The following is a 22011-nucleotide window of genomic DNA, read 5'->3' as shown; positions in this document are numbered from 1 at the left end:
ATAGGAAGGGGCCCTTCCTTACACCTCAAATCAGAGGGTGAGGGTCCAGGTGTTCAGGTAGCCGGTGTCGCCCGAGTAGACGTCGCGCACCCGCAGCTGCCAGGTGCCGTTCGCCGCCTCGCTCGACAGGTTCGCCGTGTAGGTGGCGTTGATGTTGTCCGCGCCGTCGAAGAGGCTGCTGTTCTTCAGCCGGTAGGCCGAGCCGTCGGGCGCGACCAGGTCGATGACGACGTCACCGCGGTAGGTGTGCACGATGTTCACCGCGACGGTGGAGGCCGACGAGGCGTTGCGGGCGCAGCCGGCGATCACGATCGAGCTGCTCACCGCGACGTTCGTGTCCGGGATCGCGAGGTCGGTGCCGTTGCTGCCGGAGCAGCCGCCGCCGGTGCCGGTGACCGTCAGCGAGTAGGTGGCGGTCCTGTTGCCCGAGGCCGCGGTGCCCGTCACGGTCACGGAGTAGGTGCCGGCCGGCGTGCTCGCCGAGGTGCTGATGGTCAGCGCCGACGAACCACCCGAGGTGACGGTGGCCGGGCTGAACGAGGCGGTCGCCCCGGACGGCAGCCCGCTCGCCGAGAGGCTCACCGACTGGGCGGAGCCGTTGGTCGTGGCGGTCGCGACCGTGGCGGTCACCGAGCCACCCGGCGCGGTCGAGCCGGACGTCGGCGAGACCGAGACGGAGAAGTCGTTGGTCGGCGGCGGGGTATCGCCGTTGACGACGTAGAGCAGCTTGTTCGGCGAGCCGGTGCCCGGGTTGGTCACCACGTTGCTGGTGGCGTTGTTCACCAGGTAGTCGCGGACCTGCTGCGGCGTCCAGGCCGGGTTGGCGCTGGCCACCAGGGCCGCCGCGCCGACGACGTGCGGCGTCGCCATCGAGGTGCCGCTGATCGTGTTGGTGGCGGTGTCACCGGTGTGCCACGCCGAGGTGATCGACGAGCCCGGCGCGAAGATGTCCAGGCAGGTGCCGATGTTGGAGAACGACGACCGGGCGTCCGTGTTGGTCGTCGAGCCGACGGTGATGCCCTCGGCGGTACGGGCGGGCGAGGTGTTGCAGGCGTTGCCGCCGGAGTCGTTGCCGGCCGCCAGGCCGTAGCTCACGCCGGAGTTGATGGAGTTGCGCACGGCGGTGTCGAGCGTGGTGTTCGCGCCGCCGCCGAGGCTCATGTTGGCCACGGCCGGCTTGACCGCGTTGGCGGTCACCCAGTCGACGCCGCCGATGACGCCGGCGTTCGTGCCGCTGCCCTGGCAGTTCAGCACGCGTACGCCGACCAGCTGGACGCCCTTGGCCACGCCGTACGCCGAACCGCCGACGGTGCCGGCGACGTGCGTGCCGTGCCCGTTGCAGTCGTCGGCCGAGCCGCCGTCGACGGCGTCGTAGCCGGAGACCGCCCGGCCGCCGAAGTCGCTGTGGCTGAACCGGATGCCGGTGTCGATGATGTAGGCGTGCACGTTGCTCGCCGTGTTCGGGTACGTGTAGGAGCTGTCCAGCGGCAGGGCGCGCTGGTCGATCCGGTCCAGGCCCCAGGAGGGCGGGTTGGTCTGGGTGCCGGCGATGGAGACCGTGTGGTTCTGCTCGACGTACGCCACCGCGGGGTCCGCGGCGATGCGGGCGGCGGCCCTGGCGTCGACCCGGACCTCGAAGCCGCGCAGGGCGGCGCCGTAGGTGCGGGCGACCGCGCCGCCGTGCCGGCCGACCAGCCGCTGCGCGGTGTCACCGACGCTGCTGCGGGCGACCGAGCTGTCCTTGAAGACGACGATGTAGCTGTCGGCCACGGCGGTGGCGCCGCCAGCGGCGCGGATCGTGCCCACCGGTTCGGCGGCCATGGCGGGCGTGGCGGTGGCCACCATGGCCAGCGCGGCCACCCCGACGAGTACGGACCTGCGTGGAAGACCCATCTTCTACTCCCTCCGACCGGCACCGACCGTCCAACTGTTCGAGACGAGTGAATCGATGAATGCCGATCAAGCTGAGGGTAGGGGGGCGCAAACGGGAATTCAAACATGTCGACTTCCCCATACCACCGGAGGGATGACCCCCTAGGGGCGGCGGCTGCGGGACGAACCGGGGACCTGCCCGGATTCACGGTCGTCGAAAACGGGCAAGGCTGTCGGTCATGGAGATTCACCTGACCGTGCTGCTGTCGCTGGCCGCCGTCTGGCTCGTCGCCGGCTGGCTCGCGGACGGGCTGCCCCGGCTGGACCACGCCCGGGCCCTGCGCCGGCGTACCGGATGGGTGCTCGCCCTGACGCTGACCGGCCTGGGCCTGACGGCCGCCGTGCTCGGCGCGGGGCTCTCCAGCGCCGGCGCGACCCCCGCGGACCGGGCGGCCGCCGGCCTCACCCTCGCCGCCGCCCCCGCGCTCGTGGTCGCGGCCTGCACGGTGCGCCGGGTACGCCGGCTGCGGGCGGGCGCGGGCGCGCTCTCGTCGGCCCCGGGCACCCCGGCGCCGCACGGCTTGCGGGCCTCCGCCGCGCACCCGCTGATCGGGCTCCCGGTGCAGGTCACCGGCCTGGCGATCCTGCCCGCGGTGGCTGCGGCGAGCGGCCCGGACCTGCTCTCCGGACCTGGCGTGGCCGGGCCGGCGGTCACCCTGGGAGTGCTGGGCGTCGCCGCCATCGGCGTACGCCACGCCCTGCGGCACAACCGGCTCGTCGAGCGGGCCGCGCCGGTACGGCCCGCGTCACCGCGAGCGGCCGGGGCCCTGCACGTATAGCAGTTCCAGGATCGCCCGGGTCGCCTCGAACCAGCGGTCGAGCCAGCCGGGCGGCGGGACGCTGCCCTTCGGCGGCAGCTCCATCAGCAGCCCGCGCAGCAGCGGATGGTCGACAAGCGACTCGGGCGGCTCCACCGACCAGTTGCCGGGCGGGAACGACGGTTCGGTCAGCGGGTTGGGGTCCAGCGAGGGCAGGGAGAGCGGTGGACCGGGCTGCTCCGGCGGCGCGGCCGGGCTCTCCCGGCCACCCATCTCGGTGTCGGTAGACACCACCTCGGTGAGAACGGTGTCCCGCCGTGCCCCCCGGTACTTGCCCCCGAACCGTTCCGGCTTGCCCGGCCCGTTGGTGAGGTTGTCCGAACCGATCGTCGTCATCCGTCTCGCCTGCCTCGCTCGGTTGCCGATCCCGGCGGCGGCTCGTCGACCACCGCCGTGCCGAGGGGTACAACGACACGGGACCCGATGTGGCGACGCCGACGGCGGGACGACTTCGCGGCCGGTCCGGACGCGGACACGACGATGCCCCCGCCCGGCTCCCCTGCCGGGCGGAGGCATCCCGTCACGTTCCGGTCCCGTCAGCCCTTGTCGAACACACCGCCCCTGGCGCCGGCGACAAAGGCGTGCCAGCCACCCGGGGAGAAGACCAGGGCCGGGCCCGTCTTGTCCTTCGAGTCCCGCACGCCGACCGCCCCCGTCACGTACGCCACCTCCACGCAGTTGTCGCAGTTCGGCCCGCTCTTCGAGCTCTTGAACCACGTCGCCTGCGTCAGGTCCACGGGGAACCCGTTGGTCGCCATTTCCACATCGGCTCCTCTGCCAGTTTCGCGATGTGTGCGATGGACTCCTCAGGACGTATGGCCGCCGCTCGGATGTGATCGAAGATGAAGCTGTACTTCTGCAGTTCGTCACTCTTCTCCAGGAAGAGCCCACCCGTGGCATTCTCCGCGTACACGACATCCGGATCACCGGGCTCAGGGAAGCTGAGGATCGTGAAGGTGCCGTCCATGCCGGCGTGCGCACCCACCGTGAAAGGCAGGATCTGGAGCGTCACGTTCGGCAGTTCCGCCACCTCGACCAGGTGTTTCAGCTGGTCACGCATTACCTCGTCCCCGCCCACCGGACGGCTCACCACCGCTTCATCGAGCACCACCCACAGATCGACCGGATCATCCTGCGTCAACAACGACTGACGGCCCAGACGGACACGCACCCGTTGCCGCACCTGTTCGGGAGTGAAGTCGGGCCGGGCGGCCCGGATCATCGCGCCCGCGTAGTCCTCGGTCTCCAGCAGCCCGGGCACCACCTGCTGCTCGTACGCCCGGATCGAACCGGCCGCCGCCTCCAGCCCGACGTACGCGCCGACCAGCACCGTGCTGTAGGGGTGCCACCAGCCCTTCTGCCGCGCCTCGCGGGCGATCTGCACCAGCTCGTCGCTCTCGGCACCCACCACGCCGTAGATCCGCAGCATGTCCCGCACGTCGCGGGGCGTCGCCGTGGTGTGGCCGGTCTCGATCCGCGAGACCTTCGACGCCGAGCACTCCAACTGCTCGGCGACCGCCTCGATGGTGATGCCGGCCGTCTCCCGCTGCCGGCGCAGTTCGGCGCCGAGGCGACGCCGCCGGATGGTGGGGCTGCGCCGCTCGCTCACGACACGACCCCGCCCGCTGGTCGGAACCACCGCCTGTCAGGCCTCACCCGGTCCACCTCCGCCTCGCCGTGCGCCACTGTCGTCACCCGCCAGGGGCGCGACCGTCGTACGGCGGGCGTCGTTCGCGGCGTGGGGTGGTGCCGGTCATCGGCCGGCCGCGACGGGCGAAACCGCTCCCAGTGTGCCGGGCATACGTGAATGGCTTCAAGCGCAGCTTTGCACGAGCCGCTCACGTATCGGCAAAAGTCGACGTGCAACTTGCATGAAGCACGTCGCTGATGCACTCTGTCCGTATGGCACGGGTTACTCACAGTCTTCGTCCGCTTCCTCGCCGTGGCGACCCCACGGACCGCGGGACGCGCGTCGGTGGAGGCGCCCGGCAGTCGACAACCAGACCTGCCCCGGGTTGATGACCTCGCCGCTGCACGCCAGTTGGCTGCGGCGGCGGGAGCGGTACCCGGAGTAGCCGAGTGTTGGTCGGGTGGCGGTTCGCCACCAGCGGATACGGCCCGACCACCACCGCCCGCAGCACCGGTCCACGAGGCACGACCCCGCCCGGGCCATCGACGTCCCCCGACCCCACCCGCCGGCCCGTCGGCCGGCCTACCCTTCCCAGGAGCCCATGTGCTTCCCCGCTCCGGTGACGTACTGCACGTGACTCGCGCGGCGAGTGTCCAGTTCCTCAGACCCATCATGTTCCGGGTCATCCGGGTGCTGGACTGGCCGACCTACGACGGCTGGATCTGGCTCGAAGGCTACGAGTTGAACGCATCGGGGGACGCGGTCAGCCGGCGGTCGATCTTCGTCCAGCGGGAGGGGCTGCGCCACCTGCGCTCGGCCCCCGAGCCGCGTCCGCACACCGTGCGCGCGCCGCGCCGGCCCACCGCCCGCACTCCGGTCCGGGTGGGCTGACCTGCGCGATCGGCAGCCGAGGGGCGTGCCGTCGCCATAGGATGAGGTACGCCCACCCCGGCACGTTTCCACCCCGCGCGTCCAGGACCCCGAACCTGGGATGGCCATGGTCAATCAGCCCGCCGCGCGGCGGCACCACCGCTCTCGTATCGCCTACGCCTTCGGACTACTGGCGCTGATCGGCGCCGCCACCACACTGGTGGTCGTGGTCCGCGATCCCGCCCTCTCGTCCACCACGCGGCTGACCACCCCGGTCCCGGCACCGGAGATCACCGTGGTGGACGAGGACCCGCCCTACGACGACGTGCCGGACGCCCTCGACCCCCCGTACGCGCTGGCCGGGCCGGACGGGGCGGACGCGTTCGGCGCTGCCGGCGACTCCGGACCCACCGCCGGGGCAGGTGTTCCCACGGGCGCCCCGGACGGTGCGGCACACGCCGCCCGCCCCGCGCCCGACGACGTCCGCCGTTCCCTCTTCTGGTCCGGCATCTTCGGACTGGCCATCTCGCTGGCCGGGCTCGGCATGGTCGGGACGAGACGACGCATGTGGTGACGCGGCGGCGCTGGCCGGCGGCTCACCGGGTGGCGGTCGGTTCGACCGACGGCGTGACCCCGCCGGTCGGCGAGGCGGCGTCGCGAGCCACCACCAGCGTGACCTCCTCGTCCGCCGGCACCAGCTCCCCCGCCGCCGGTTCGGTGCGGATCACCGTGCCGGCCGGACGGTCCGACGTCTCGTACTCGACCCGGTGGTCCAGCCCGACGTCGTCCAGGATGGCCTGCGCCGTCTCCAGTGGCAGGTTCACCACCGGCGGCATCGGCAGTGCGGCCGGCTCCGAGGGTGTCGGGGATGCCGAGGGCGACGAGCTGGTGGGGGCCGCCGAGGTCGGCGCGGCGGTGGTCGGCGACGCGCGGGTCACCGACGGCGACGGCGACGGCTCCGGCCCGCTCGGATCGTCGTCCGCCGACTGGAGGGCCAGCCACAGCCCGGCGCCGAGCAGGCCGAGCAGCAGCAGCACGATCACGCCCCACAGGATCGGCAGCCACCAGCGCCGCGAGTCCTGCTCCTCGGCGTACCACTCGGCCTCCGGCTGGTCGGCCGGCCCGCCGGGCCGCACCTCCGCCCGGCCGGACCACGCCGCCGGCCCGGACCGCTCCGGCGGCACGGCGGCCGTACGGTCCAGCGGGGCGGTGTCGCCGGGCACCGGTCGGGTGGCGTCGCCGGCGTCCGGGGCGCTCCGGTCGGGCCGGGGCAGCGGCTGCGTACGGTCGGGTTCCGGCCCGGCCGAGGGATCGCCCGACGGAGGCAGCGGGCGGGTCCGGTCGTCGTGTTCCCCGGCGGAGGGCTCCCGGCGGTCGTCGCTCATGCCGCCGCTCCGCTCCGCTGCGTGCCGACATGAGGCACCACCGCACCGTGCCGATGACTCGCTCGCTGACGCTCACTCATGGCGCGTCCTCTCCCGGCCCGGGCGGGCGTCGCGGGCCCTGACCGCCAACCTAGCGGTCCCGGAGGCCATCGGCCGGGATCAGCGTGCCGGACGCTCCGTCAGGGTGTCGGGGAGGGCGAACCGCCGTCCTCCGGCGCGTCGCCGCACCAGATCGACACCTGGTCGTTCCACCGGCCCGCACCGTCGCCGGGCGGATCCTGGCGGCTGACCTTGCCGGTCCGGCCCGTCCGGTACTGCGGGTAGAAGCCCTCGTCGACGAGCTCGTCCGCCGCGTCGTCGCAGTCGTCGCCCACCACGTCCGGCACGGTGGCGGCCGGCGCCGGACCGCTCACGTAGAGCGTCACGGTGCGCCCGGGCTGCACCTCGGCGCCCACCTCCGGGGAGGTGCGCTCCACGGTCGTCCCGGTGCCACGGCCGAAGACGAGCCGCCAGCCCAGCCGCTTCTCGCGGAGCTCCTCGCGGGCGTCCGTGAAATCCTCGCCGACGACCGGCGGGACCGTCAGCCCGGCGGGACGGCTAGGTGCGGTCGTCCGGGGAGCCGCCGCCGGCGCGGAGCGGCCCGGGGTCGCTCGGGTCGTAGCGGGCGTGCTGGTGGCGGGCAGACCCTCCGCCGCCGCCGTCGGCGGGGCCGACGGATCGTCCTCGCCGGCCAGGAGCCAGCCGCCGGTCGCGCCGACGGCAGCGAGCAGCACGACGGCCAGCCCGCCCCTGAGCAGCAACGCCGACCGGTCCGGCCCGGCGCCGTCCCGCGCGCCCGTGTCCCCGTCCGTCATACGCCCACCCCGCCTCGATCACCGGCGACCGTACCCGCTCCCGTCAACGCCTGCGTCGTCGCGGTTGCTCCGGCCGGACCGCCACGACTCGCCGCGCCGACCACGGGACGTTACGCTCCCCGGCATGGCCAGACGGGGCTGGGGAGGATCGATCGCGATCGCGGTCGGCGTCGCTGCCGGCGCGGGCGCGGCCCAACTGGGCTTCGGCTACGGGCTGGGCATCATCAACTGGGCGCCGGCGGACGCGACCGCCGGCGCGACCGCCTGGGTGGCAGGCCTGATCTGGGCCACCTGGATCGCGGCCACCTCGACGGTCTTCGGCGCGGTCTGCGCGCAGCGGCTGCGCGACCGCGCCCCGGAACCGGACACCGGTCCCGCCGACGCGACTCCGGCCGGACCGGGTGGCGGCGTCCTCGGCTCCGCCGCGCTCGCCGTGGCCGCCGGGGTGGGCGCGCTGATCACCGTGCTGCTGGTGGCCGTACCGGCCCGGCAGGCGGTGGCGGTGGCCGACACCGGTTCGCCCCGGAACGTCGCGGCCGCCTACGCGGCGGTCGGCGTGCTGGTCGGCGTGCTGACGGCGGCCTGGGCGCTGCGCTCGCGGGCCGCCGCGAACAACGTGCTCGCCACCGTCGGCTGGCTCTGGCTGCTCGCCGTGATCGCCGTCGTGGACGGCGTGCTGGCCGGGCGCGGCCTGACCAGCGCCCAGCTCGGCATCTGGCAGCTCGGCCCCGACGACGGGCGGTACTGGATCCGCGACTACTTCTACTGGCCTGGCGCGCTGCTGTCCCTCGGTTCCGCGCTGGTGATCGGCGCCCTCGCGGCCCGCCGGGACGCCCGGGACCCCGACCACCGGGTCGGGGCCGCCGCCTCGGGTGCGGCCGGGCCGCTGCTCGTCGCGACCGCGTACTTCCTGGCGGTGCCGAGGCTGACCGCGATCAGCCCGGAGCAGGTGTCGGCCCACCTGATCGCACCGTACGCGGTGATCGTCGGGGTCGGCGGCGCCGTCCTGGTCACCGTCCTCGCACAGCGGGCCTCCCGACGGGCGGCGGCCCGGGGGCCGGTGCGGGTCCCCCGCCAACGCACCGGCGAGCCCGCCGACCACCCGGGTGATCCGGCCCCGGGGCGGCACACCGCTCCGGTCGACGGCACCGACGGCGACGCCCAGGCGACGCCCGACCGCAGCGACACCCGCACGACGCCGGGCGGCAGCGACACCTCCACCATGTCGGGCGGCAGCGACACCTCCACCGTGCCGGGCGGCAGCGGCGCCTTCATTGGGCCCGGCGGCAGCACGCCGGGTGGGGAGCCCGTCGCGGCGGGCGGAGGGGCGTTCCCGGCCGACCGCGAACCGACGCCGGTCCCCGCCGCCGCGCGGCCCGCAGCCGCGTCCGGCACGCCGGGCGGAGAACCGGCCGCGTCCGGCACGCCGGCCAGGGAGCCGGCCGCTTCGGCCCCCGGGGACGGCACGCCGGCGTCGGCGACGACCGGGGAGCCGGCCGTGCCGGTCGACGACGATCCGGCGGAAGCGCAGGCCACCGGCCGCCGGTCCCGCTCCGGCCGCCGCACCCGCTGACCGGCGGCCGGGCGGCGTTGGCCACTCCCGCCCCGGCCCCCACTGACGGGCCTCACCGCCGCACTCCCGCCCCGGCCCGGCGTCACCGCCGCGGAGCGCCCGGACGGGTCAGTCGACGGGCCAGGTGTGCACGGGCTCGTTGCTGCGCTGCAGCTCGGCGTAGCGCTGCACCATGTGGTGCAGGGCGGCGCCCCGGTCCATGCCGCGGTGCCGCTCGGCCGCCCAGACCGCCTCGGTCTGCCAGACCGCGCCGTTGCGGCCCGTACGGCAGCGCTGCTCGATGATGTCGAGCAGCCGGTCGCGTTCGGCCGGGGACACCCCGAACCGGTCGAGCCCGGCGGCCGCCTTGGGCAGCAGGACGTCCAGGACCAGCTTGGTCACCGGCACCTCGCCGAGGCGGGGCCAGTGCAGGACGGCGTCCATGCCGCGCCGGGCGGCGGCGTGGAAGTTCTCCTCGGCGGAGCTGAAGGTGAGCTGGCTCCAGATGGGCCGGTCGGACTCCGCCAGCCCGCGCGCCAGCCCGAAGTAGAAGGCGGCGTTGGCCAGCATGTCGACCACGGTCGGGCCGGCCGGCAGCACCCGGTTCTCCACCCGCAGGTGCGGGCGGCCGTTCATGATGTCGTAGACCGGCCGGTTCCACCGGTAGACGGTGCCGTTGTGCAGGCGCAGCTCGCCCAGCTCCGGTACGCCGCCGCCGTGCAGGACCTCGACCGGGTCCTCGTCCTCACAGATCGGCAGCAGTGGCGGGAAGTAGCGGACGTTCTCCTCGAAGAGGTCGAAGATCGAGGTGATCCAGCGTTCGCCGAACCAGACCCGGGGTCGTACGCCCTGCGCCTTCAGCTCGTCCGGCCGGGTGTCGGTGGCCTGCTCGAACAGGGCGATGCGGGTCTCCGCCCAGAGCTGGCGCCCGTAGAGGAAGGGCGAGTTGGCCCCGACGGCCACCTGCACGCCGGCGATGGCCTGGGAGGCGTTCCAGTAGTCGGCGAAGCTGTCCGGGGCGACCTGGAGGTGGAACTGGAGGCTGGTGCAGGCGGCCTCGGGGGCGATCGAGTCGGTGTGGGTCTGGAGGCGTTCGACACCTCGGATGTCGAGCTCGATGTCCTCGCCCCGGGCGCCGACGATCTGGTCGTTGAGCACCCGGTACCGCTCGTTGGTGGAGAGGTTGTCCTCGACGAGGTGACGCTCGGTGAGGGTGGGCAGGATGCCGACCAGGACGATCTTCGCGTCCGACTTGGCGGCCCGCTCGTCGGCGCGGGAGAGGCTGCCGCGCAGGTCCTGCTCGTAGTCGGCGAAGCCGTCGCCCTCGATCAGCCGGGGCGGCGCGTTCAGCTCCAGGTTGAACTGGCCCAGCTCGGTCTGGAAGAGCGGATCGGCGATGTCGGCGAGGATCTGGTCGTTGCGCATCGCCGGCTCGGCCGCCGAGTCGACCAGGTTCAGCTCGATCTCCAGCCCGGTCATCGGCCGGTCGGCGTCGAAGCCGAAGTCGTCCAGCATCAGGGCGAAGACGTCCAGGCACCGCCGGACCTTCTGTCGGTAGCGGACCCGGTCCTCCCGGGAGAAGGCGCCCTGCTCGACGTCCCTGCCCATGTTTCCTCCCGGCGCGAGGCGCAGTCGGGCCGTGCCGGCCCGGTAAGCGCGTGGTTAACCCCTCCACGTTAGGAGTGTCGGCATCGCCGGGACCAGAGGAGGTAGCGGCGGTCCCACGGCCGGGACGACCGTACTCCGGTCGACGGACGCGCTCCCGGCGGCATCTCTACCCAGCGGCGCCGCCCGGCACCCGATCGAACCGCGAATGAGTCGTGACAAATCGCACCCGGTCGGGGGCGCTCACCCTGTGTACACGCGTCGGGCCCGCGCCGTGACGCGGCGCGGGCCCGGAAGCGGTACGGCGGATCAGGCCTGGCGAACGGCCTCGCCCTCGATCTCGATCTTGATCTTCTTGCCGACCAGCACGCCCCCGGTCTCCAGGGCGACGTTCCAGGTCAGGCCGAAGTCCTCGCGGTCGATCTCGGTGGAGGCGGAGAAGCCGAAGATGTCCTGCCCGAACGGGCTGCGGCCGACGCCCTCGAACTCGACCTCCAGGTCGACCGGGCGGGTGACGCCCTTGATGGTCAGCTCGCCGGAGAGGACGAACTCGTTGCCGTCGCGGGACTTCACGGCCGTGCTGCGGAACTCCAGGGTCGGGAAGGCCTCGGCGTCGAGGAACTCGGGGCTGCGCAGGTGCGCGTCCCGGTCGGCCTGGTTGGTGTTGATGGTGGCCGCCTGGATGGTGGCGCTGACCGAGGACCGCATCGGGTCCTCGGCGACGGTGATGGTGGCGCTGGCGTCGGCGAACTCACCGCGTACCTTGCTGACCATCATGTGCCGGGCGACGAAGCCCACGCGCTTGTGCGCGGCGTCCAGCAGGTAGGTGCCGGCGGTCGGGATCGTGAGGCCGTCCCAGTCGCGGGTAACCGGTGCGGTGCTGCTGGTCATGAAACTGCCCTCCGTGGGGAAAGTTGTTTAGTAGCCCAACGACTGTCGCAGCAACTATAGGCACAGCAATATTCCTCGTGTCAAGTACTGCTACGATGGGCGCGTGGACCAGAACGTGTTCGACGACCCCCGGATCACCGCCGTCGGCCTGCTCGTCGAGGCGCACGCCGGGCTCTCGGCCCGGTTCGCCGCCCAGTTCGAGGAGCACGGCCTCTCACCGGTCGAGTTCGAGGTGCTGACCAGACTCGCCCGCTCACCCGGCAACCAGTTGCGGATGACCGACCTCGCCGCCCAGACCTCGCTCTCGACGAGCGGCGTCACCCGCGTGGTGGACCGGATGGAACGCGACGGGCTGCTCACCCGCCGCGCCTGCCCCTCCGACCGGCGCAGCTCGTTCGCCGTGGTCACCGCCACCGGCCTGCAACGCCTCGACGAGACCCTGCCCGGGCACCTACGGATCATCGAGCAGTGGTTCACCGGCCAGCTCGACCCGGCGGCCCTGGACGCCCTGCTCGACGGGCTGCGCCGGGTCCGGGACGCGGTGCACCCCGGCGCCACCGCCGGAAGCACCGGGTCCGCCGCCGACTGCGACGAGACGGCCACGTCCTCCTGACCCGTTCCCGGGGCCCGCTCGGCACCGGCAGAAAGAGCGGCAGAACTGCCGCGCCCACGGGACGATAGACGTTCAAACCGGACGGGACCGCGTGCGGGCGGTGGCTAGTCTTCGGGCAGTGGGGACGCACCGGGGGGTGATGGCGCGGGCGACGAGCGAGGGGTAGCAAGAGGGGCTTCGTCGCCCGCGTCACCCCCGGTCGCTCTGCGCAACGCTCTCCACTCGCTCTGCGCAACGCCCTCCAGGTGACGTCCGACGCCATCGCCGACGGGCGACCCGCTCCGGCCCGCCCTCCACGGGCGCAGTTGCTCCTCCTCGTGCGGCAGCAGCCGGACGCCGCTCTGCCGGCAGGCCCGGTCGAGACGGTCCAGCACGCCGGGTTCGCCCGAGCTGGCCGCCAGCCCCACCAGCGCCTCCACCACGTCACGCCGGTCCTGGCCGTCGACGCCCGCTTCCGCCGCGGCGGCGAACCACTCCGCCGCCAGCTCACGGTCGCCCCGGCACAGGGCCAGGTTCCCCTCGATCAGCGCGCAGATCCCGTCCTCCGGGCGCGCCCCGGGCGACCAGACCTCCTCGGCGCGGGGCACCGGGGGTGGGCGCAGCTCGGCCAGCACCTCGGTCGCCTCGGCGGACCGGCCGTCGCGGGCCAGCGCCAGTCCCACCGTGCCGAGCACCCGGCGACGGTGGCCCGGATCGCCGAGGTCCGCCAGCGCCGCCACCACCCGCCGGCCCTGGTCGACGGCGTCGGCGTAGCGGCCCTCCAGGCGGGACACCTCGGCGAGGTTGGCCCGCGCGAGCACCCGCAGCCGCTGCTCCCCGCCCTGCGCGGCGAGCCGGTCGACCGTGGCCAGCCGGCGCCGGGCGGCCGCCAGGTCACCGACCCGGATGTCGTGCCAGGCGAGGTTGTTCTGCGCCACCGTCATGTCGCGGGCCCGCCCGTGCCGGATGGCCAGCGCGAGCACCGCCTCGGCCTGCGTACGCGCCTCGTCGTGCTCGCCGAGGGCGATCAGCAGCGCGCAGAGCACCGAGCGCGCCTCCAACTCCCCGGTGACGTCGCCCGCGTCCAGGAACGCGGCCAACGCACGCCGCGCGGCCGGCAACTCCTCGGACCCGGCGCCGTGCTCGGCGGCGAGTCGGGCCACCCCGAGGAACGCCCACGCCCGCAGCACCGGATCGACATCGGCGGTACGCGGATCCGCCAGCAGGCGCCGGAGCCACTGCCTGCCGGGAACGTCGCGCCCCCGGAAGCGCCACCACCGCGACAGCGCCGCCGCCAACCGCAGCGCGGTCAACGGGTCGTCGACGGCGGCGTGCGCCAGCGCGGAGCTGATGTCGCCGGACACCTCGTCCAGGCGGTGCACCGCCGCCGGCAGGTTGGCCCCGACCAGCTCCGGTGCGGTCCGCGCCACCAGCCGGGCGACGACCTGCGCGTGCCGCCGCCGGATAGCGGTCAGCTCGCCCGCGCCGGTCGCCTGCTCCGCGGCGAAGTCCCGTACGGCGTCGAGCAGGCGGAACCGGAACGGCCCGGCGCCCCGCACGCTGAGCAGACCGAGTTCGACGAGCCGGTCGAGCAGCGGCACCGGGTCCACGACCACCGTCCCGTCCCGGTCGGCGGGGTCGGCGAGCATCTCCTCGGCCAGCTCGACCGACCAGCGGTTGCCGAAGGCGGCGAGCCGGCGCAACGCGGCACGCTCGTCGGGGGCGAGGAGGCGGTAGCTGACGGCCACCGCGTCGCGCAGGGTCTCCGCCACCGCCGCCCGTGGGCGCTCCGGACGGCCCCGCTCCGTGCTGTCCCAGCCCGGCCGCCCGGCCGCCCCCGACGAGGTGGTCAGGTCGAGGACGCGGTCGCCGTACCGGTCGAGCAGCTCGTTGAGGTCGAGGATCCGGCCCCGGGCCGCCATCAGCTCGATGGCGAGCGGGAGCCCGCCCAGGCGGCGTACCAGGGCGGCGAGGGCGGGCAGCTCGGCGGGGCCGGGCGGCTCCCGGCGGACCTGGGCGAGCCGGGCGGTGAAGAGAGCCACGGCGGGATAGTCGGCAAGCGCCGCCGGGCCCTCCCGCTCGCTACCCGGCGGCGGCACGTCGAGCGGGGCGACCGGCCACACCCGCTCCCCGGGCAGGCCGACCGGGTGCCGGCCGGTGACCAGCACCCGCAGCGACGGCACCGCCCCGGCGAGCCGGTGCACCGTCTCGGCGACCGCGTCGGGGGCCCGCTCGGCCGCGTCCACGAGCAGCAGCGCCGGCCGGCCGGCGAGGCGGGCGGTCAGCTCGGGCAGCCGGGCGACGCCGAAGACGGCGACCGAGGCGGAGAGCACGTCGGCCGCGTCCGAGCCCTCGCCGATCAGCACTCCGGCCGCCCCGCCGGGATGGTCGTCGGCGACCGCGTGGACCACCGAGAGGGCCAGGGCGGTCTTGCCCACGCCGGCCAGCCCGACCAGGCTGGCCAGCCGGGGCCCGCGGCCGTCGGTGAACAACCCGACCAGTTCGGTCAGGTCACGGTCCCGGCCGACAAGCGCGACCGGGGGCGGGAGCGCGGCCGGCGTACCGGCGTGGTGGTCGAGGTCGACGCGGGCCGGCGGGGCGCCGCGGGGGGTGGCCGGCGCGGCGGCCGGGACCGGCCCCCGGGCGGCGGCCAGGAACGTCGACCGGACGGCTCCGGCCAGCTCCAGCGCGCCGGCGAGCAGCTCGACAGTGGTGCGCTGCGGCCGGGACGAGCGGCCCCGTTCCAGGTCGCGGACGGTCCGGATGCCCACGCCGGCCCGGCCCGCCAGCTCGGCCTGGGTCAGGCCGGCGGCGAGCCGGTGCCCGCGCAACAGCTCCGGCAGCCCGGTACGACCGCCCGGATGCGGCGAACGATCATGAACCGGCGTCATGGGCAGGAAGGGTACGGACGGGGTACGACCGACAGCAGCCGAGCGTCGCCCTGCCGACGCCCCGGCGCGGATATCCGACAGCGGAACGGACCCACGGCGACGCGGACCGGACCCGGTGGCACGAAACGGCTCGGCAGCAGGGAACGGGCCGGTCACACCGGGCGGGCCCGGTGGCGCGGAGGCGGCTGCCTCGACGCCACCGGACCCGTCGCCGTCACATGCCCAGATCGCGCGCGATGATCATGCGCTGCACCTCGGACGTGCCCTCGCCGATCTCCAGGATCTTGGAGTCGCGCCAGAAGCGGGCCACCGGGTACTCATTCATGAAGCCGTAGCCGCCGTGGATCTGGGTTGCCTCGCGGGCGTTGTCCACGGCGATGGTGCTGGCGTGCAGCTTGGCGATGGCGGCCTGCCGCTTGAACGGCTCGCCGGCGAGCATCCGCGCGGCGGCGTCGTAGTAGGCCAGCCGGGCGGTGTGCGCCTTCATCTCCATGTCGGCGATCTTGAACTGGATCGCCTGGTAGTTGCCGATCGGCTGGCCGAACGCCTGGCGTTCCTTCGCGTACCGGATCGACTCGTCGACGCAGCCCTGGGCGAGGCCGACGGCCAGGGCGGCGATGGCGATCCGCCCCTCGTCGAGGATGCGCAGGAACTGGGCGAAGCCCCGGCCGCGCTCGCCGAGCAGGTTCGCCGCCGGAACCCGGCAGTCGTCGAAGGTCAACTCGTGCGTGTCCGAGGCGTTCCAGCCGACCTTCGAGTAGCCCGGCGCGACGGTGAAGCCCGGCGTACCCGAGGGGACGATGATGGTGGACAGCTCCTTGGCGCCGTCAGGACGGGTGCCGGTGACCGCGGTGACGGTGACCAGCGCCGTGATGTCGGTGCCCGAGTTGGTGATGAACGCCTTGGAGCCGTTGATCACCCACTCGTCCGTCGACTCGTCGAGCACCGCGCGGGTCTGGGTGCCGCCGGCGTCCGATCCGGTGCCCGGCTCGGTCAGCCCGAAGCCGGCCAGCGCCTCGCCGCTGAGCAGCTTCGGCAGCCACGTCGCCTTCTGCTCGTCGGTGCCGAAGCGGTAAATCGGCATCGCGCCCAGCGAGACCGCCGCCTCCAGGGTGATGGCGACGCTGGAGTCGACGCGGGCCAGCTCCTCCAGTGCGAGGCAGAGCGCGAAGTAGTCGCCGCCCATGCCGCCGTGCTCCTCGGCGAAGGGCAGGCCGAACAGGCCCATCTTGCCCATCTGCCGGATCACCTCGTACGGGAAGGTGTGCTTCTCGTAGTGCTCCGCGATGACCGGGGCGACCACCTCGCGCGCGAATTCCCGCACGCTCTCCCGCAGCGCCTCTTGCTCCTCGGTGAGCCGGAAGTCCATGGAATCCTCCTGTGTGGATGGGCCGCCGGGCGCTCGTGACGCCGGGAACGGACGGGTCGCAGGTGCGGTGCGGGCCCGCGCCGGCCGGGTGGGGCCGGCGGCGGGATCAGACCGGGGTGACGCCGTGCCGGCGCCGGGAGAAGTGCCGCTCCTTGGTGCGGGCGGCGGCGAACCGGCGGACCAGCTCGGCGCGCAGCTCGTGCGGCTCGACGATCGCGTCGACGACCAGCTCGCTGGCGAGCCGGACCACGTCGATGTCGCGCTCGTACTCCTCGCGCTTCGCGGCGACGAACGCGGCCCGCTCGGTTTCGTCCCCGATCGCGGCGATCTTGTTGGCGTAGACCGCGTTGACCGCCGCCTCCGCGCCCATCACGGCGATCTTGGCGGTGGGCAGCGCGATCGTGGCGTCCGGCTCGAAGCCGGGACCGGCCATCGCGTAGAGGCCGGCGCCGTACGCCTTGCGGACCACCACGCAGATCTTGGGTACGGTCGCCTCCGAGATCGCGGTGATCATCTTGGCGCCGTGCCGGATGATGCCCTGCTTCTCCACCGCGCTGCCGACCATGAACCCGGGCACGTCCGAGAGGAAGAGCAGCGGCACGTTGAACGCGTCGCAGAGCTGCACGAAGCGGGTCGCCTTGTCGGCCGAGTCGACGAAGAGCACGCCGCCCTTGAACATCGAGTTGTTGCCGACCACGCCGACGACCTCGCCGTTCAGCCGGCCGAAACCGATGGTCAGCTCCTTGGCCCAGAGCGCCTGGATCTCGAAGAAGGAGCCGTCGTCGAGCAGGCCCTTGACGTACCGCCGCATGTCGAACGCCTGCCGCTCGCTCGCCGGCACCAGCGCGGCCAGGTCGGCCTTCTCCGGCGCCGTGACGGCGGGCGCGGCCGGCGGCTGCTGCGTCCAGTTCCCCGGCAGGTAGGACAGGTAGCGCCGCACCACGTCGAGCGCGTCGGCCTCGGTCTTGCAGAGGAAGTGCCCGACGCCGGACTCGGCGCAGTGCACCTTGGCGCCGCCCATGGCCTCCAGCGTGGTCTTCTCGCCGGTGACCATCTCGACCATCCGGTCGGAGCCGAGGTACATGCTGGCGTTGCCGTCGACCATGGCGACCACGTCGCAGAACGCCGGGATGTAAGCCCCGCCGGCCGCGCTCGGTCCGAACAGCGCGCAGACCTGCGGGATGGAGCCGGAGGCGCGGACCTGGTTCCAGAAGATCTTGCCGGCGCCACGTCGGCCGGGGAAGAGGTCGACCTGGTCGGTGATCCGGGCGCCGGCCGAGTCGACCAGGTAGACCATCGGCACGCTGGTCGAGTAGGCCCGCTCGATGATCCGGATGATCTTTTCGACGGTACGGGCGCCCCAGCTGCCGGCCTTGACCGTGGAGTCGTTCGCCATCAGGCAGACCGGGCGGCCGTCGATGGTGGCGGTGCCGGTCACCACGCCGTCGGCGGGGAGGCCCTCGGCCATCGCGTTGGCATAGAGGCCGTCCTCGACGAAGGAGCCCTCGTCGACCAGGAGCGCGACCCGCTCCCGGGCGAAGAGCTTGCCCTTGGCGGCGTTCGCCGCGTGGTACTTGTCCGCACCGCCGGCCCGGGCCCGCTTGCGCAGCTGCTCCAGTGCCTCACCGTCGAGCGTCACGCCGACTCCCTCGCCACCTGAGCCGGTCACCTCACGGGCGGACCGACTGACCTGAACGATCGTTAGGCTAGCGCATCCCCCCGCCCCCCGGCGAGCCACGGCCGACGGGGGAGACGCCACCCGGCCCCACCCGGTCGACAGGCATTGAAAATCATGAATTTATGGGGCTACGCTCCTGACACCCCTCCTCCCGGATTGGAGTCAGCGATGACCTCACGGCTCAACCGGCTCGCGGTCGCGTTCGTCGCGACGGCACTGGCCACCCTCGGCGTCACGGTCGCCAGCCCGTCACCCGCCAGCGCCGCCATGACCATCTGCTACAACACCAGCCAGGCGGGGAGCTTCGCCGGCACCGCCAACCAGGCCGCCTCGATCTGGAACAACGCCACGTCGAACCTGACGCTCACGGCGAACTGCGGCTCCAACCTGCGGATCTACCAGATCACCGGCGGCGGCTCGTACGCCGTCCGGACCAGCCTCGGCAACGGGCGGGTCTACATCGACACCCAGCAGGCCCAGCAGTACAGCCCGCTGCGGATCATGACCCACGAGATCGGGCACATCCTCGGCCTGCCCGACAACTACAACGGCAACTGCGCGCTCCTGATGTCCGGCGGCAGCGCCGGCACCAGCTGCACCAACCCGTACCCGAGCACCACCGAGGCGAACCGGGTGAGCAGCCTCTTCGCCGGCACCCTCAGCACCAACCGCGCCGGGTCGCAGATCTTCCAGGACAGCTGGCCGGCCACGCTCGCCACGGTGGGCTGACCGACCGGGCACGACGGAGGGGCCGGCGTCGTGCCGGCCCCTCCCGCGTGTGGTCAGCCCGGCAGCGGCGTCAGCCGGGTACGCGGGCCCGCGCGGAGCACCCCCGACGGGAGCCGCTTGCCGACCAGCTCCTCGGCCAGCTCGGCCACCTCGACCAGGGCGTCCAGGTCGATGCCGGTCTCGATGCCCATGTCGTGCAGCATGTGCACCGCCTCCTCGGTGGCGAGGTTGCCGCTGGCCCCCGGCGCGTACGGGCAGCCGCCGAGGCCGCCGACGCTGGCGTCGAACTCGGTCACGCCCAGCTCCAGCGCGGTGAGCATGTTGGCCAGCGCGGTGCCCCGGGTGTTGTGGAAGTGCAGCAGCACCGGCACGTGCGCGTTGCGGTCGCGTACCGCCGTCAGCAGCTCGCGGACGCGTCGGGGCGTACCCATGCCGGTGGTGTCGCCGAAGGCCACCCGGTCGGCGCCGTCGCGGACCACCCGGTCCACGATGGCCGCCACCCGGGCCGGGTCGGTGTCCCCCTCGTACGGGCAGCCGAAGCTGGTCGCCACGATCACCTCGGCCTGCGCGCCGGCGCCGTGCAGCAGGTCGATCAGCTCGGCGATGTCGTCGAGCGACTCGTCGGTGGAGCGGTTGACGTTGCGCCGGTTGTGCGTGTCGCTGGCCGAGACCACCACCTCGATCTCGGTGAAGCCGGCGGCCAGGGCCCGCTGCGCGCCCCGGGTGTTCGGCACCAGCGCCGAGTAGCGCACGCCGTCGGCCTTCGCGGCCCGCTGCCACACCTCGTCGGCGTCGGCCATCTGCGGGATCGCCTTCGGGTGCACGAACGAGACGGCCTCGATCCGCTGCACGCCGGTGCCGGAGAGGGCGTCGAGCAGCCGCACCTTGGCCTCGGTCGGGATCGGCTCCTCGTTCTGGAGCCCGTCGCGCGGCCCGACCTCCCGGATCGACACGGAGTTCGGCATTTCCGCCATAAGGGGTCACCTCACTGTGACGCAGAGCTTGTGCTGGGTTCTCCCAGCCTCCCACCCATCTGGCCCGTTCCGCACCCAGCGACGTCGATCATGAGGTTGACCGCGACGACAGCGGCGAACCGCACGGCCAACCTCATGATCGACGTGGCGGACCCGCAGGGGTCAGCGCATTCGGGTGACGATGGCGGTGTCGTAGTCGCCGGAGAGGAACTCCTCGTTCTCCAGGAGTTCGGCGAAGAAGGGGAGGTTGTTCTTCGGGCCGGACAGGTCGAAAGCGGCGACCGCCGTCCTCGCGCGCTCGATCGCCTCGGCGCGGGTGGCGCCGTTGACGATGAGCTTGGCCATCAGGCTGTCGTAGAACGGGGTGACGGTGTTGCCCTCGACGTAGCCCGAGTCCACCCGGACGCCCTCGCCGGTCGGCTCCACCCAGGTCCTGATCACGCCGGGGCCGGGCAGGAAGCGCTTCGGGTCCTCGGCGTTGATCCGCAGCTCGATGGCGTGCCCGCGCGGGGCGAGCGCGTCCGGGTCGAAGGTCGGCGCCAGGCCGGCGGCCACCCGCAGCTGCTCCTCGACCAGGTCGACGCCGTAGACCAGCTCGGTGACCGGGTGCTCGACCTGGAGCCGCGTGTTCATCTCCAGGAAGAAGAACTCCTGCGTGGCGGGGTCGAGCAGGCACTCGACCGTGCCCGCGTTGCGGTAGCCCACCGCCTCGCCGGCGCGCACGGCGGCGGCCAGGATGCGCTCGCGCAGCTCCGGGGAGACCGCCGGCGACGGCGACTCCTCGACCAGCTTCTGGTTGCGCCGCTGCACCGAGCACTCCCGCTCGCCGAGGGCCACCACCCGGCCGTCGGCCAGGCCGAGGATCTGCACCTCGACGTGGCGCACCCGGGGGAAGTACCGCTCGATCAGCACCGAGCCGTCGCCGAACATCCGCTCGGCGAAGGAGCGCACCTTGTCGTACTCGGTGCGCAGCGCGGCCTCGTCGGTCGCCACGCCCATGCCCATGCCGCCGCCACCGGCCGCGGCCTTGACCATCACCGGGTAGCCGATCTCCGCCGCCGCGACGACCGCCGCGTCGAGGTCAGCCGCCGGGTCGGTGGTGCCGGGCGCGACCGGCACGCCGGCCGCCGCCATCAGGTTCCGGGCGTTGATCTTGTCGCCCATCGCGGTGATCGCGTCCGCGCCGGGCCCGATCCAGATCAGCCCGCTCGCCTCGACGGTACGGGCGAAGTCGGCGTTCTCCGACAGGAAGCCGTAGCCGGGGTGGATGGCCTGCGCGCCTGTCGACTTGGCGGCGGCGAGGATTGCCTCGACGTTGCGGTAGCTCTGGGCCGGGTTGGCCGGACCCACGCACACCGCCTCGTCGGCCTCCGTCACGAACGGCAGGTCGGCGTCGGCCTCCGAGTGCACCGCGATCGCGCGGATGCCGAGCCGCCTGGCGGTCCGGATGATCCGGCGGGCGATCTCGCCCCGGTTGGCGACCAGCAGCGACTCGATCATGTTTCCCTCCAGCGTCCAGGGGTGGGGACGGGTGCTAGGGAACCACGGCCGGAAGGTTACTGACGAGTTGCCCCCGCCCGGTTCAGGAACCGGGGTGGGCCAGCAGTGCGGCCAGGGTGGCGGCGCGGAGCAGCTCGGCCCGGCGGCGCCGGTCCACCTCGCCACCCAGGAACGGCGTCGAGTTCATCAGGCCGAACGCGGCGTGGGCCAGCACCCGCGCCTCGCCGTCGGGCATACCCGGGTGCAGCGCGGTCAGCACCGTCACCCACTGTTCGACGTAGAGCCGCTGAAGCCGGCGGATCCGGCGGCGCGGCTCGTCGGGGAGGCGGTCCAGCTCGTGCAGGTGCAGGGCGATCACCGCCGGGTTGGCCAGCGCGAAGTCGACGTGGAAGTCGATCAGCGACTCCAGCGCGCCGCGCGGATCGTCGGGGTGGCCGGCGGACCGCTGCTGGCCGCCGGCAAGCAGTTCCTCGCTGACCGGGATCAGCGCGGCGACCAGCATGGCCTCCTTGCCCGCGAAGTGGTGGTAGAGCGCCGGGCCGGTGACCCCGGCGGCCGCGCCGATGTCGTCCATCGAGACGCCGTGGTAGCCCCGGGACGCGAAGAGGCCGACCGCGATCTCCAGGATCTCGTCCTTGCGGGACCGGCGCCGGGCCGACCCCGCGGCACCGTTCGCCCTGCCCCGTGCCTGCTGCTCGACCGTCACCGGGCAAGCGTAGACCTCGACCGGCCCGGCGTGGA

19 protein-coding genes and 1 pseudogene are annotated in these 22011 nt (G+C 73.4%); 6 read left to right on the top strand and 14 right to left on the bottom strand.

The window, feature by feature from the left end:
• Positions 1 to 30 precede the first annotated feature (30 nt).
• Entirely contained in the window at positions 31 to 1893 is a 1863-nt protein-coding gene (locus tag AC0OO9_RS14965; protein ID WP_484517698.1) for a S8 family peptidase, read from the bottom strand.
• A 218-nt stretch (positions 1894 to 2111) separates the two neighbouring features.
• Between AC0OO9_RS14965 and AC0OO9_RS14960 the strand changes: the two genes are divergently transcribed.
• Positions 2112 to 2711, top strand: a complete 600-nt coding sequence (locus AC0OO9_RS14960; protein WP_484517697.1) for a hypothetical protein — start codon at positions 2112 to 2114, stop codon at positions 2709 to 2711.
• Here AC0OO9_RS14960 and AC0OO9_RS14955 read toward each other — a convergent pair.
• The 3 genes from AC0OO9_RS14955 to AC0OO9_RS14945 all read right to left on the bottom strand — a co-directional run bounded on the left by AC0OO9_RS14955 (position 2679) and on the right by AC0OO9_RS14945 (position 4359).
• Complete coding sequence (locus AC0OO9_RS14955) at positions 2679 to 3086, bottom strand: hypothetical protein (protein WP_311410018.1); 408 nt, start codon at positions 3084 to 3086, stop codon at positions 2679 to 2681. The two genes, AC0OO9_RS14960 and AC0OO9_RS14955, sit on opposite strands and share 33 nt — an antisense overlap.
• A 200-nt stretch (positions 3087 to 3286) precedes the next feature.
• Positions 3287 to 3508 carry a DUF397 domain-containing protein gene (locus tag AC0OO9_RS14950; RefSeq protein ID WP_132235357.1) on the bottom strand — a complete coding sequence of 74 codons (222 nt, stop codon included), beginning with the start codon at positions 3506 to 3508 and terminating at the stop codon, positions 3287 to 3289.
• Entirely contained in the window at positions 3478 to 4359 is an 882-nt protein-coding gene (locus tag AC0OO9_RS14945; RefSeq protein ID WP_132235359.1) for a helix-turn-helix domain-containing protein, read from the bottom strand. The genes AC0OO9_RS14950 and AC0OO9_RS14945 overlap by 31 nt, the downstream gene beginning before the upstream one ends.
• A 624-nt stretch (positions 4360 to 4983) precedes the next feature.
• On the opposite strand from AC0OO9_RS14945, the gene AC0OO9_RS14940 reads away from it, so the two are divergent.
• Both AC0OO9_RS14940 and AC0OO9_RS14935 read left to right on the top strand, forming a co-directional pair.
• The gene (locus AC0OO9_RS14940; RefSeq protein WP_484517695.1) at positions 4984 to 5271 is read left to right on the top strand and encodes a hypothetical protein; all 288 of its coding nucleotides are present in this window, start codon (positions 4984 to 4986) and stop codon (positions 5269 to 5271) included.
• A gap of 100 nt (positions 5272 to 5371) precedes the next feature.
• On the top strand, positions 5372 to 5824 hold the full coding sequence (locus AC0OO9_RS14935) for a hypothetical protein (protein ID WP_484517694.1): 453 nt from the start codon (positions 5372 to 5374) through the stop codon (positions 5822 to 5824).
• Between the two features lie 22 nt (positions 5825 to 5846).
• Here the strand turns inward: AC0OO9_RS14935 and AC0OO9_RS14930 are convergent, their stop codons facing one another.
• Entirely contained in the window at positions 5847 to 6635 is a 789-nt protein-coding gene (locus AC0OO9_RS14930; protein ID WP_484517693.1) for a PASTA domain-containing protein, read from the bottom strand.
• Between the two features lie 179 nt (positions 6636 to 6814).
• A complete protein-coding gene (locus AC0OO9_RS14925) occupies positions 6815 to 7489 on the bottom strand; it encodes a PASTA domain-containing protein (RefSeq protein WP_484517692.1) in 675 nt (224 codons plus the stop codon).
• Between the two features lie 124 nt (positions 7490 to 7613).
• Here AC0OO9_RS14925 and AC0OO9_RS14920 point away from each other — a divergent pair, with 124 nt between their 5' ends.
• The gene (locus tag AC0OO9_RS14920) at positions 7614 to 9062 is read left to right on the top strand and encodes a hypothetical protein (protein WP_484517691.1); all 1449 of its coding nucleotides are present in this window, start codon (positions 7614 to 7616) and stop codon (positions 9060 to 9062) included.
• Positions 9063 to 9170: 108 nt separating this feature from the next.
• Here the strand turns inward: AC0OO9_RS14920 and AC0OO9_RS14915 are convergent, their stop codons facing one another.
• Together AC0OO9_RS14915 and AC0OO9_RS14910 are read right to left on the bottom strand one after the other, a co-directional pair.
• The gene (locus AC0OO9_RS14915) at positions 9171 to 10649 is read right to left on the bottom strand and encodes a glutamate-cysteine ligase family protein (protein ID WP_151455974.1); all 1479 of its coding nucleotides are present in this window, start codon (positions 10647 to 10649) and stop codon (positions 9171 to 9173) included.
• Positions 10650 to 10955: 306 nt separating this feature from the next.
• Positions 10956 to 11537: a YceI family protein gene (locus tag AC0OO9_RS14910; RefSeq protein WP_484517690.1), complete on the bottom strand. Its 582-nt coding sequence runs from the start codon at positions 11535 to 11537 to the stop codon at positions 10956 to 10958.
• Between the two features lie 103 nt (positions 11538 to 11640).
• Here AC0OO9_RS14910 and AC0OO9_RS14905 point away from each other — a divergent pair, with 103 nt between their 5' ends.
• Positions 11641 to 12150, top strand: a complete 510-nt coding sequence (locus AC0OO9_RS14905) for a MarR family winged helix-turn-helix transcriptional regulator (protein ID WP_484517689.1) — start codon at positions 11641 to 11643, stop codon at positions 12148 to 12150.
• Between the two features lie 302 nt (positions 12151 to 12452).
• On the opposite strand, the pseudogene AC0OO9_RS14900 reads toward AC0OO9_RS14905, so the two are convergent.
• From AC0OO9_RS14900 to AC0OO9_RS14890, 3 genes and pseudogenes are all read right to left on the bottom strand, one after another.
• Positions 12453 to 15020: pseudogene (locus tag AC0OO9_RS14900) on the bottom strand (ATP-binding protein); the annotation flags it as partial.
• 214 nt (positions 15021 to 15234) lie between these two features.
• Positions 15235 to 16389: an acyl-CoA dehydrogenase family protein gene (locus tag AC0OO9_RS14895; protein ID WP_121397345.1), complete on the bottom strand. Its 1155-nt coding sequence runs from the start codon at positions 16387 to 16389 to the stop codon at positions 15235 to 15237.
• A 106-nt stretch (positions 16390 to 16495) separates the two neighbouring features.
• Positions 16496 to 18028, bottom strand: coding sequence for an acyl-CoA carboxylase subunit beta (locus AC0OO9_RS14890; RefSeq protein WP_484517688.1), 1533 nt, complete (start codon positions 18026 to 18028; stop codon positions 16496 to 16498).
• Positions 18029 to 18235: 207 nt separating this feature from the next.
• Between AC0OO9_RS14890 and AC0OO9_RS14885 the strand changes: the two genes are divergently transcribed.
• Positions 18236 to 18796, top strand: a complete 561-nt coding sequence (locus tag AC0OO9_RS14885; RefSeq protein WP_484517687.1) for a snapalysin family zinc-dependent metalloprotease — start codon at positions 18236 to 18238, stop codon at positions 18794 to 18796.
• A 53-nt stretch (positions 18797 to 18849) separates the two neighbouring features.
• Here AC0OO9_RS14885 and AC0OO9_RS14880 read toward each other — a convergent pair whose 3' ends face one another.
• The 3 genes from AC0OO9_RS14880 to AC0OO9_RS14870 form a co-directional block, all read right to left on the bottom strand.
• Positions 18850 to 19770 carry a hydroxymethylglutaryl-CoA lyase gene (locus AC0OO9_RS14880; RefSeq protein WP_484517686.1) on the bottom strand — a complete coding sequence of 307 codons (921 nt, stop codon included), beginning with the start codon at positions 19768 to 19770 and terminating at the stop codon, positions 18850 to 18852.
• Between the two features lie 162 nt (positions 19771 to 19932).
• On the bottom strand, positions 19933 to 21270 hold the full coding sequence (locus tag AC0OO9_RS14875) for an acetyl-CoA carboxylase biotin carboxylase subunit (protein ID WP_484517685.1): 1338 nt from the start codon (positions 21268 to 21270) through the stop codon (positions 19933 to 19935).
• Between the two features lie 82 nt (positions 21271 to 21352).
• Complete coding sequence (locus AC0OO9_RS14870; RefSeq protein ID WP_421456567.1) at positions 21353 to 21976, bottom strand: TetR/AcrR family transcriptional regulator; 624 nt, start codon at positions 21974 to 21976, stop codon at positions 21353 to 21355.
• Positions 21977 to 22011 lie beyond the last annotated feature (35 nt).

Source organism: Micromonospora sp. USAFONa4 (genome assembly GCF_057197825.1).
This window is presented reverse-complemented; position numbering and strand designations above follow the sequence as displayed.

Excerpts from the sequence above, each read along its gene's own strand:
- AC0OO9_RS14965 (WP_484517698.1), bottom strand. The coding sequence starts at position 1,893 with ATGGGTCTTCCACGCAGGTCCGTACTCGTCGGGGTGGCCGCGCTGGCC.
- AC0OO9_RS14960 (WP_484517697.1), top strand. The coding sequence starts at position 2,112 with ATGGAGATTCACCTGACCGTGCTGCTGTCGCTGGCCGCCGTCTGGCTC.
- AC0OO9_RS14955 (WP_311410018.1), bottom strand. The coding sequence starts at position 3,086 with ATGACGACGATCGGTTCGGACAACCTCACCAACGGGCCGGGCAAGCCG.
- AC0OO9_RS14950 (WP_132235357.1), bottom strand. The coding sequence starts at position 3,508 with ATGGCGACCAACGGGTTCCCCGTGGACCTGACGCAGGCGACGTGGTTC.
- AC0OO9_RS14935 (WP_484517694.1), top strand. The coding sequence starts at position 5,372 with ATGGCCATGGTCAATCAGCCCGCCGCGCGGCGGCACCACCGCTCTCGT.
- AC0OO9_RS14930 (WP_484517693.1), bottom strand. The coding sequence starts at position 6,635 with ATGAGCGACGACCGCCGGGAGCCCTCCGCCGGGGAACACGACGACCGG.
- AC0OO9_RS14925 (WP_484517692.1), bottom strand. The coding sequence starts at position 7,489 with ATGACGGACGGGGACACGGGCGCGCGGGACGGCGCCGGGCCGGACCGG.
- AC0OO9_RS14920 (WP_484517691.1), top strand. The coding sequence starts at position 7,614 with ATGGCCAGACGGGGCTGGGGAGGATCGATCGCGATCGCGGTCGGCGTC.
- AC0OO9_RS14915 (WP_151455974.1), bottom strand. The coding sequence starts at position 10,649 with ATGGGCAGGGACGTCGAGCAGGGCGCCTTCTCCCGGGAGGACCGGGTC.
- AC0OO9_RS14910 (WP_484517690.1), bottom strand. The coding sequence starts at position 11,537 with ATGACCAGCAGCACCGCACCGGTTACCCGCGACTGGGACGGCCTCACG.
- AC0OO9_RS14895 (WP_121397345.1), bottom strand. The coding sequence starts at position 16,389 with ATGGACTTCCGGCTCACCGAGGAGCAAGAGGCGCTGCGGGAGAGCGTG.
- AC0OO9_RS14885 (WP_484517687.1), top strand. The coding sequence starts at position 18,236 with ATGACCTCACGGCTCAACCGGCTCGCGGTCGCGTTCGTCGCGACGGCA.
- AC0OO9_RS14880 (WP_484517686.1), bottom strand. The coding sequence starts at position 19,770 with ATGGCGGAAATGCCGAACTCCGTGTCGATCCGGGAGGTCGGGCCGCGC.
- AC0OO9_RS14875 (WP_484517685.1), bottom strand. The coding sequence starts at position 21,270 with ATGATCGAGTCGCTGCTGGTCGCCAACCGGGGCGAGATCGCCCGCCGG.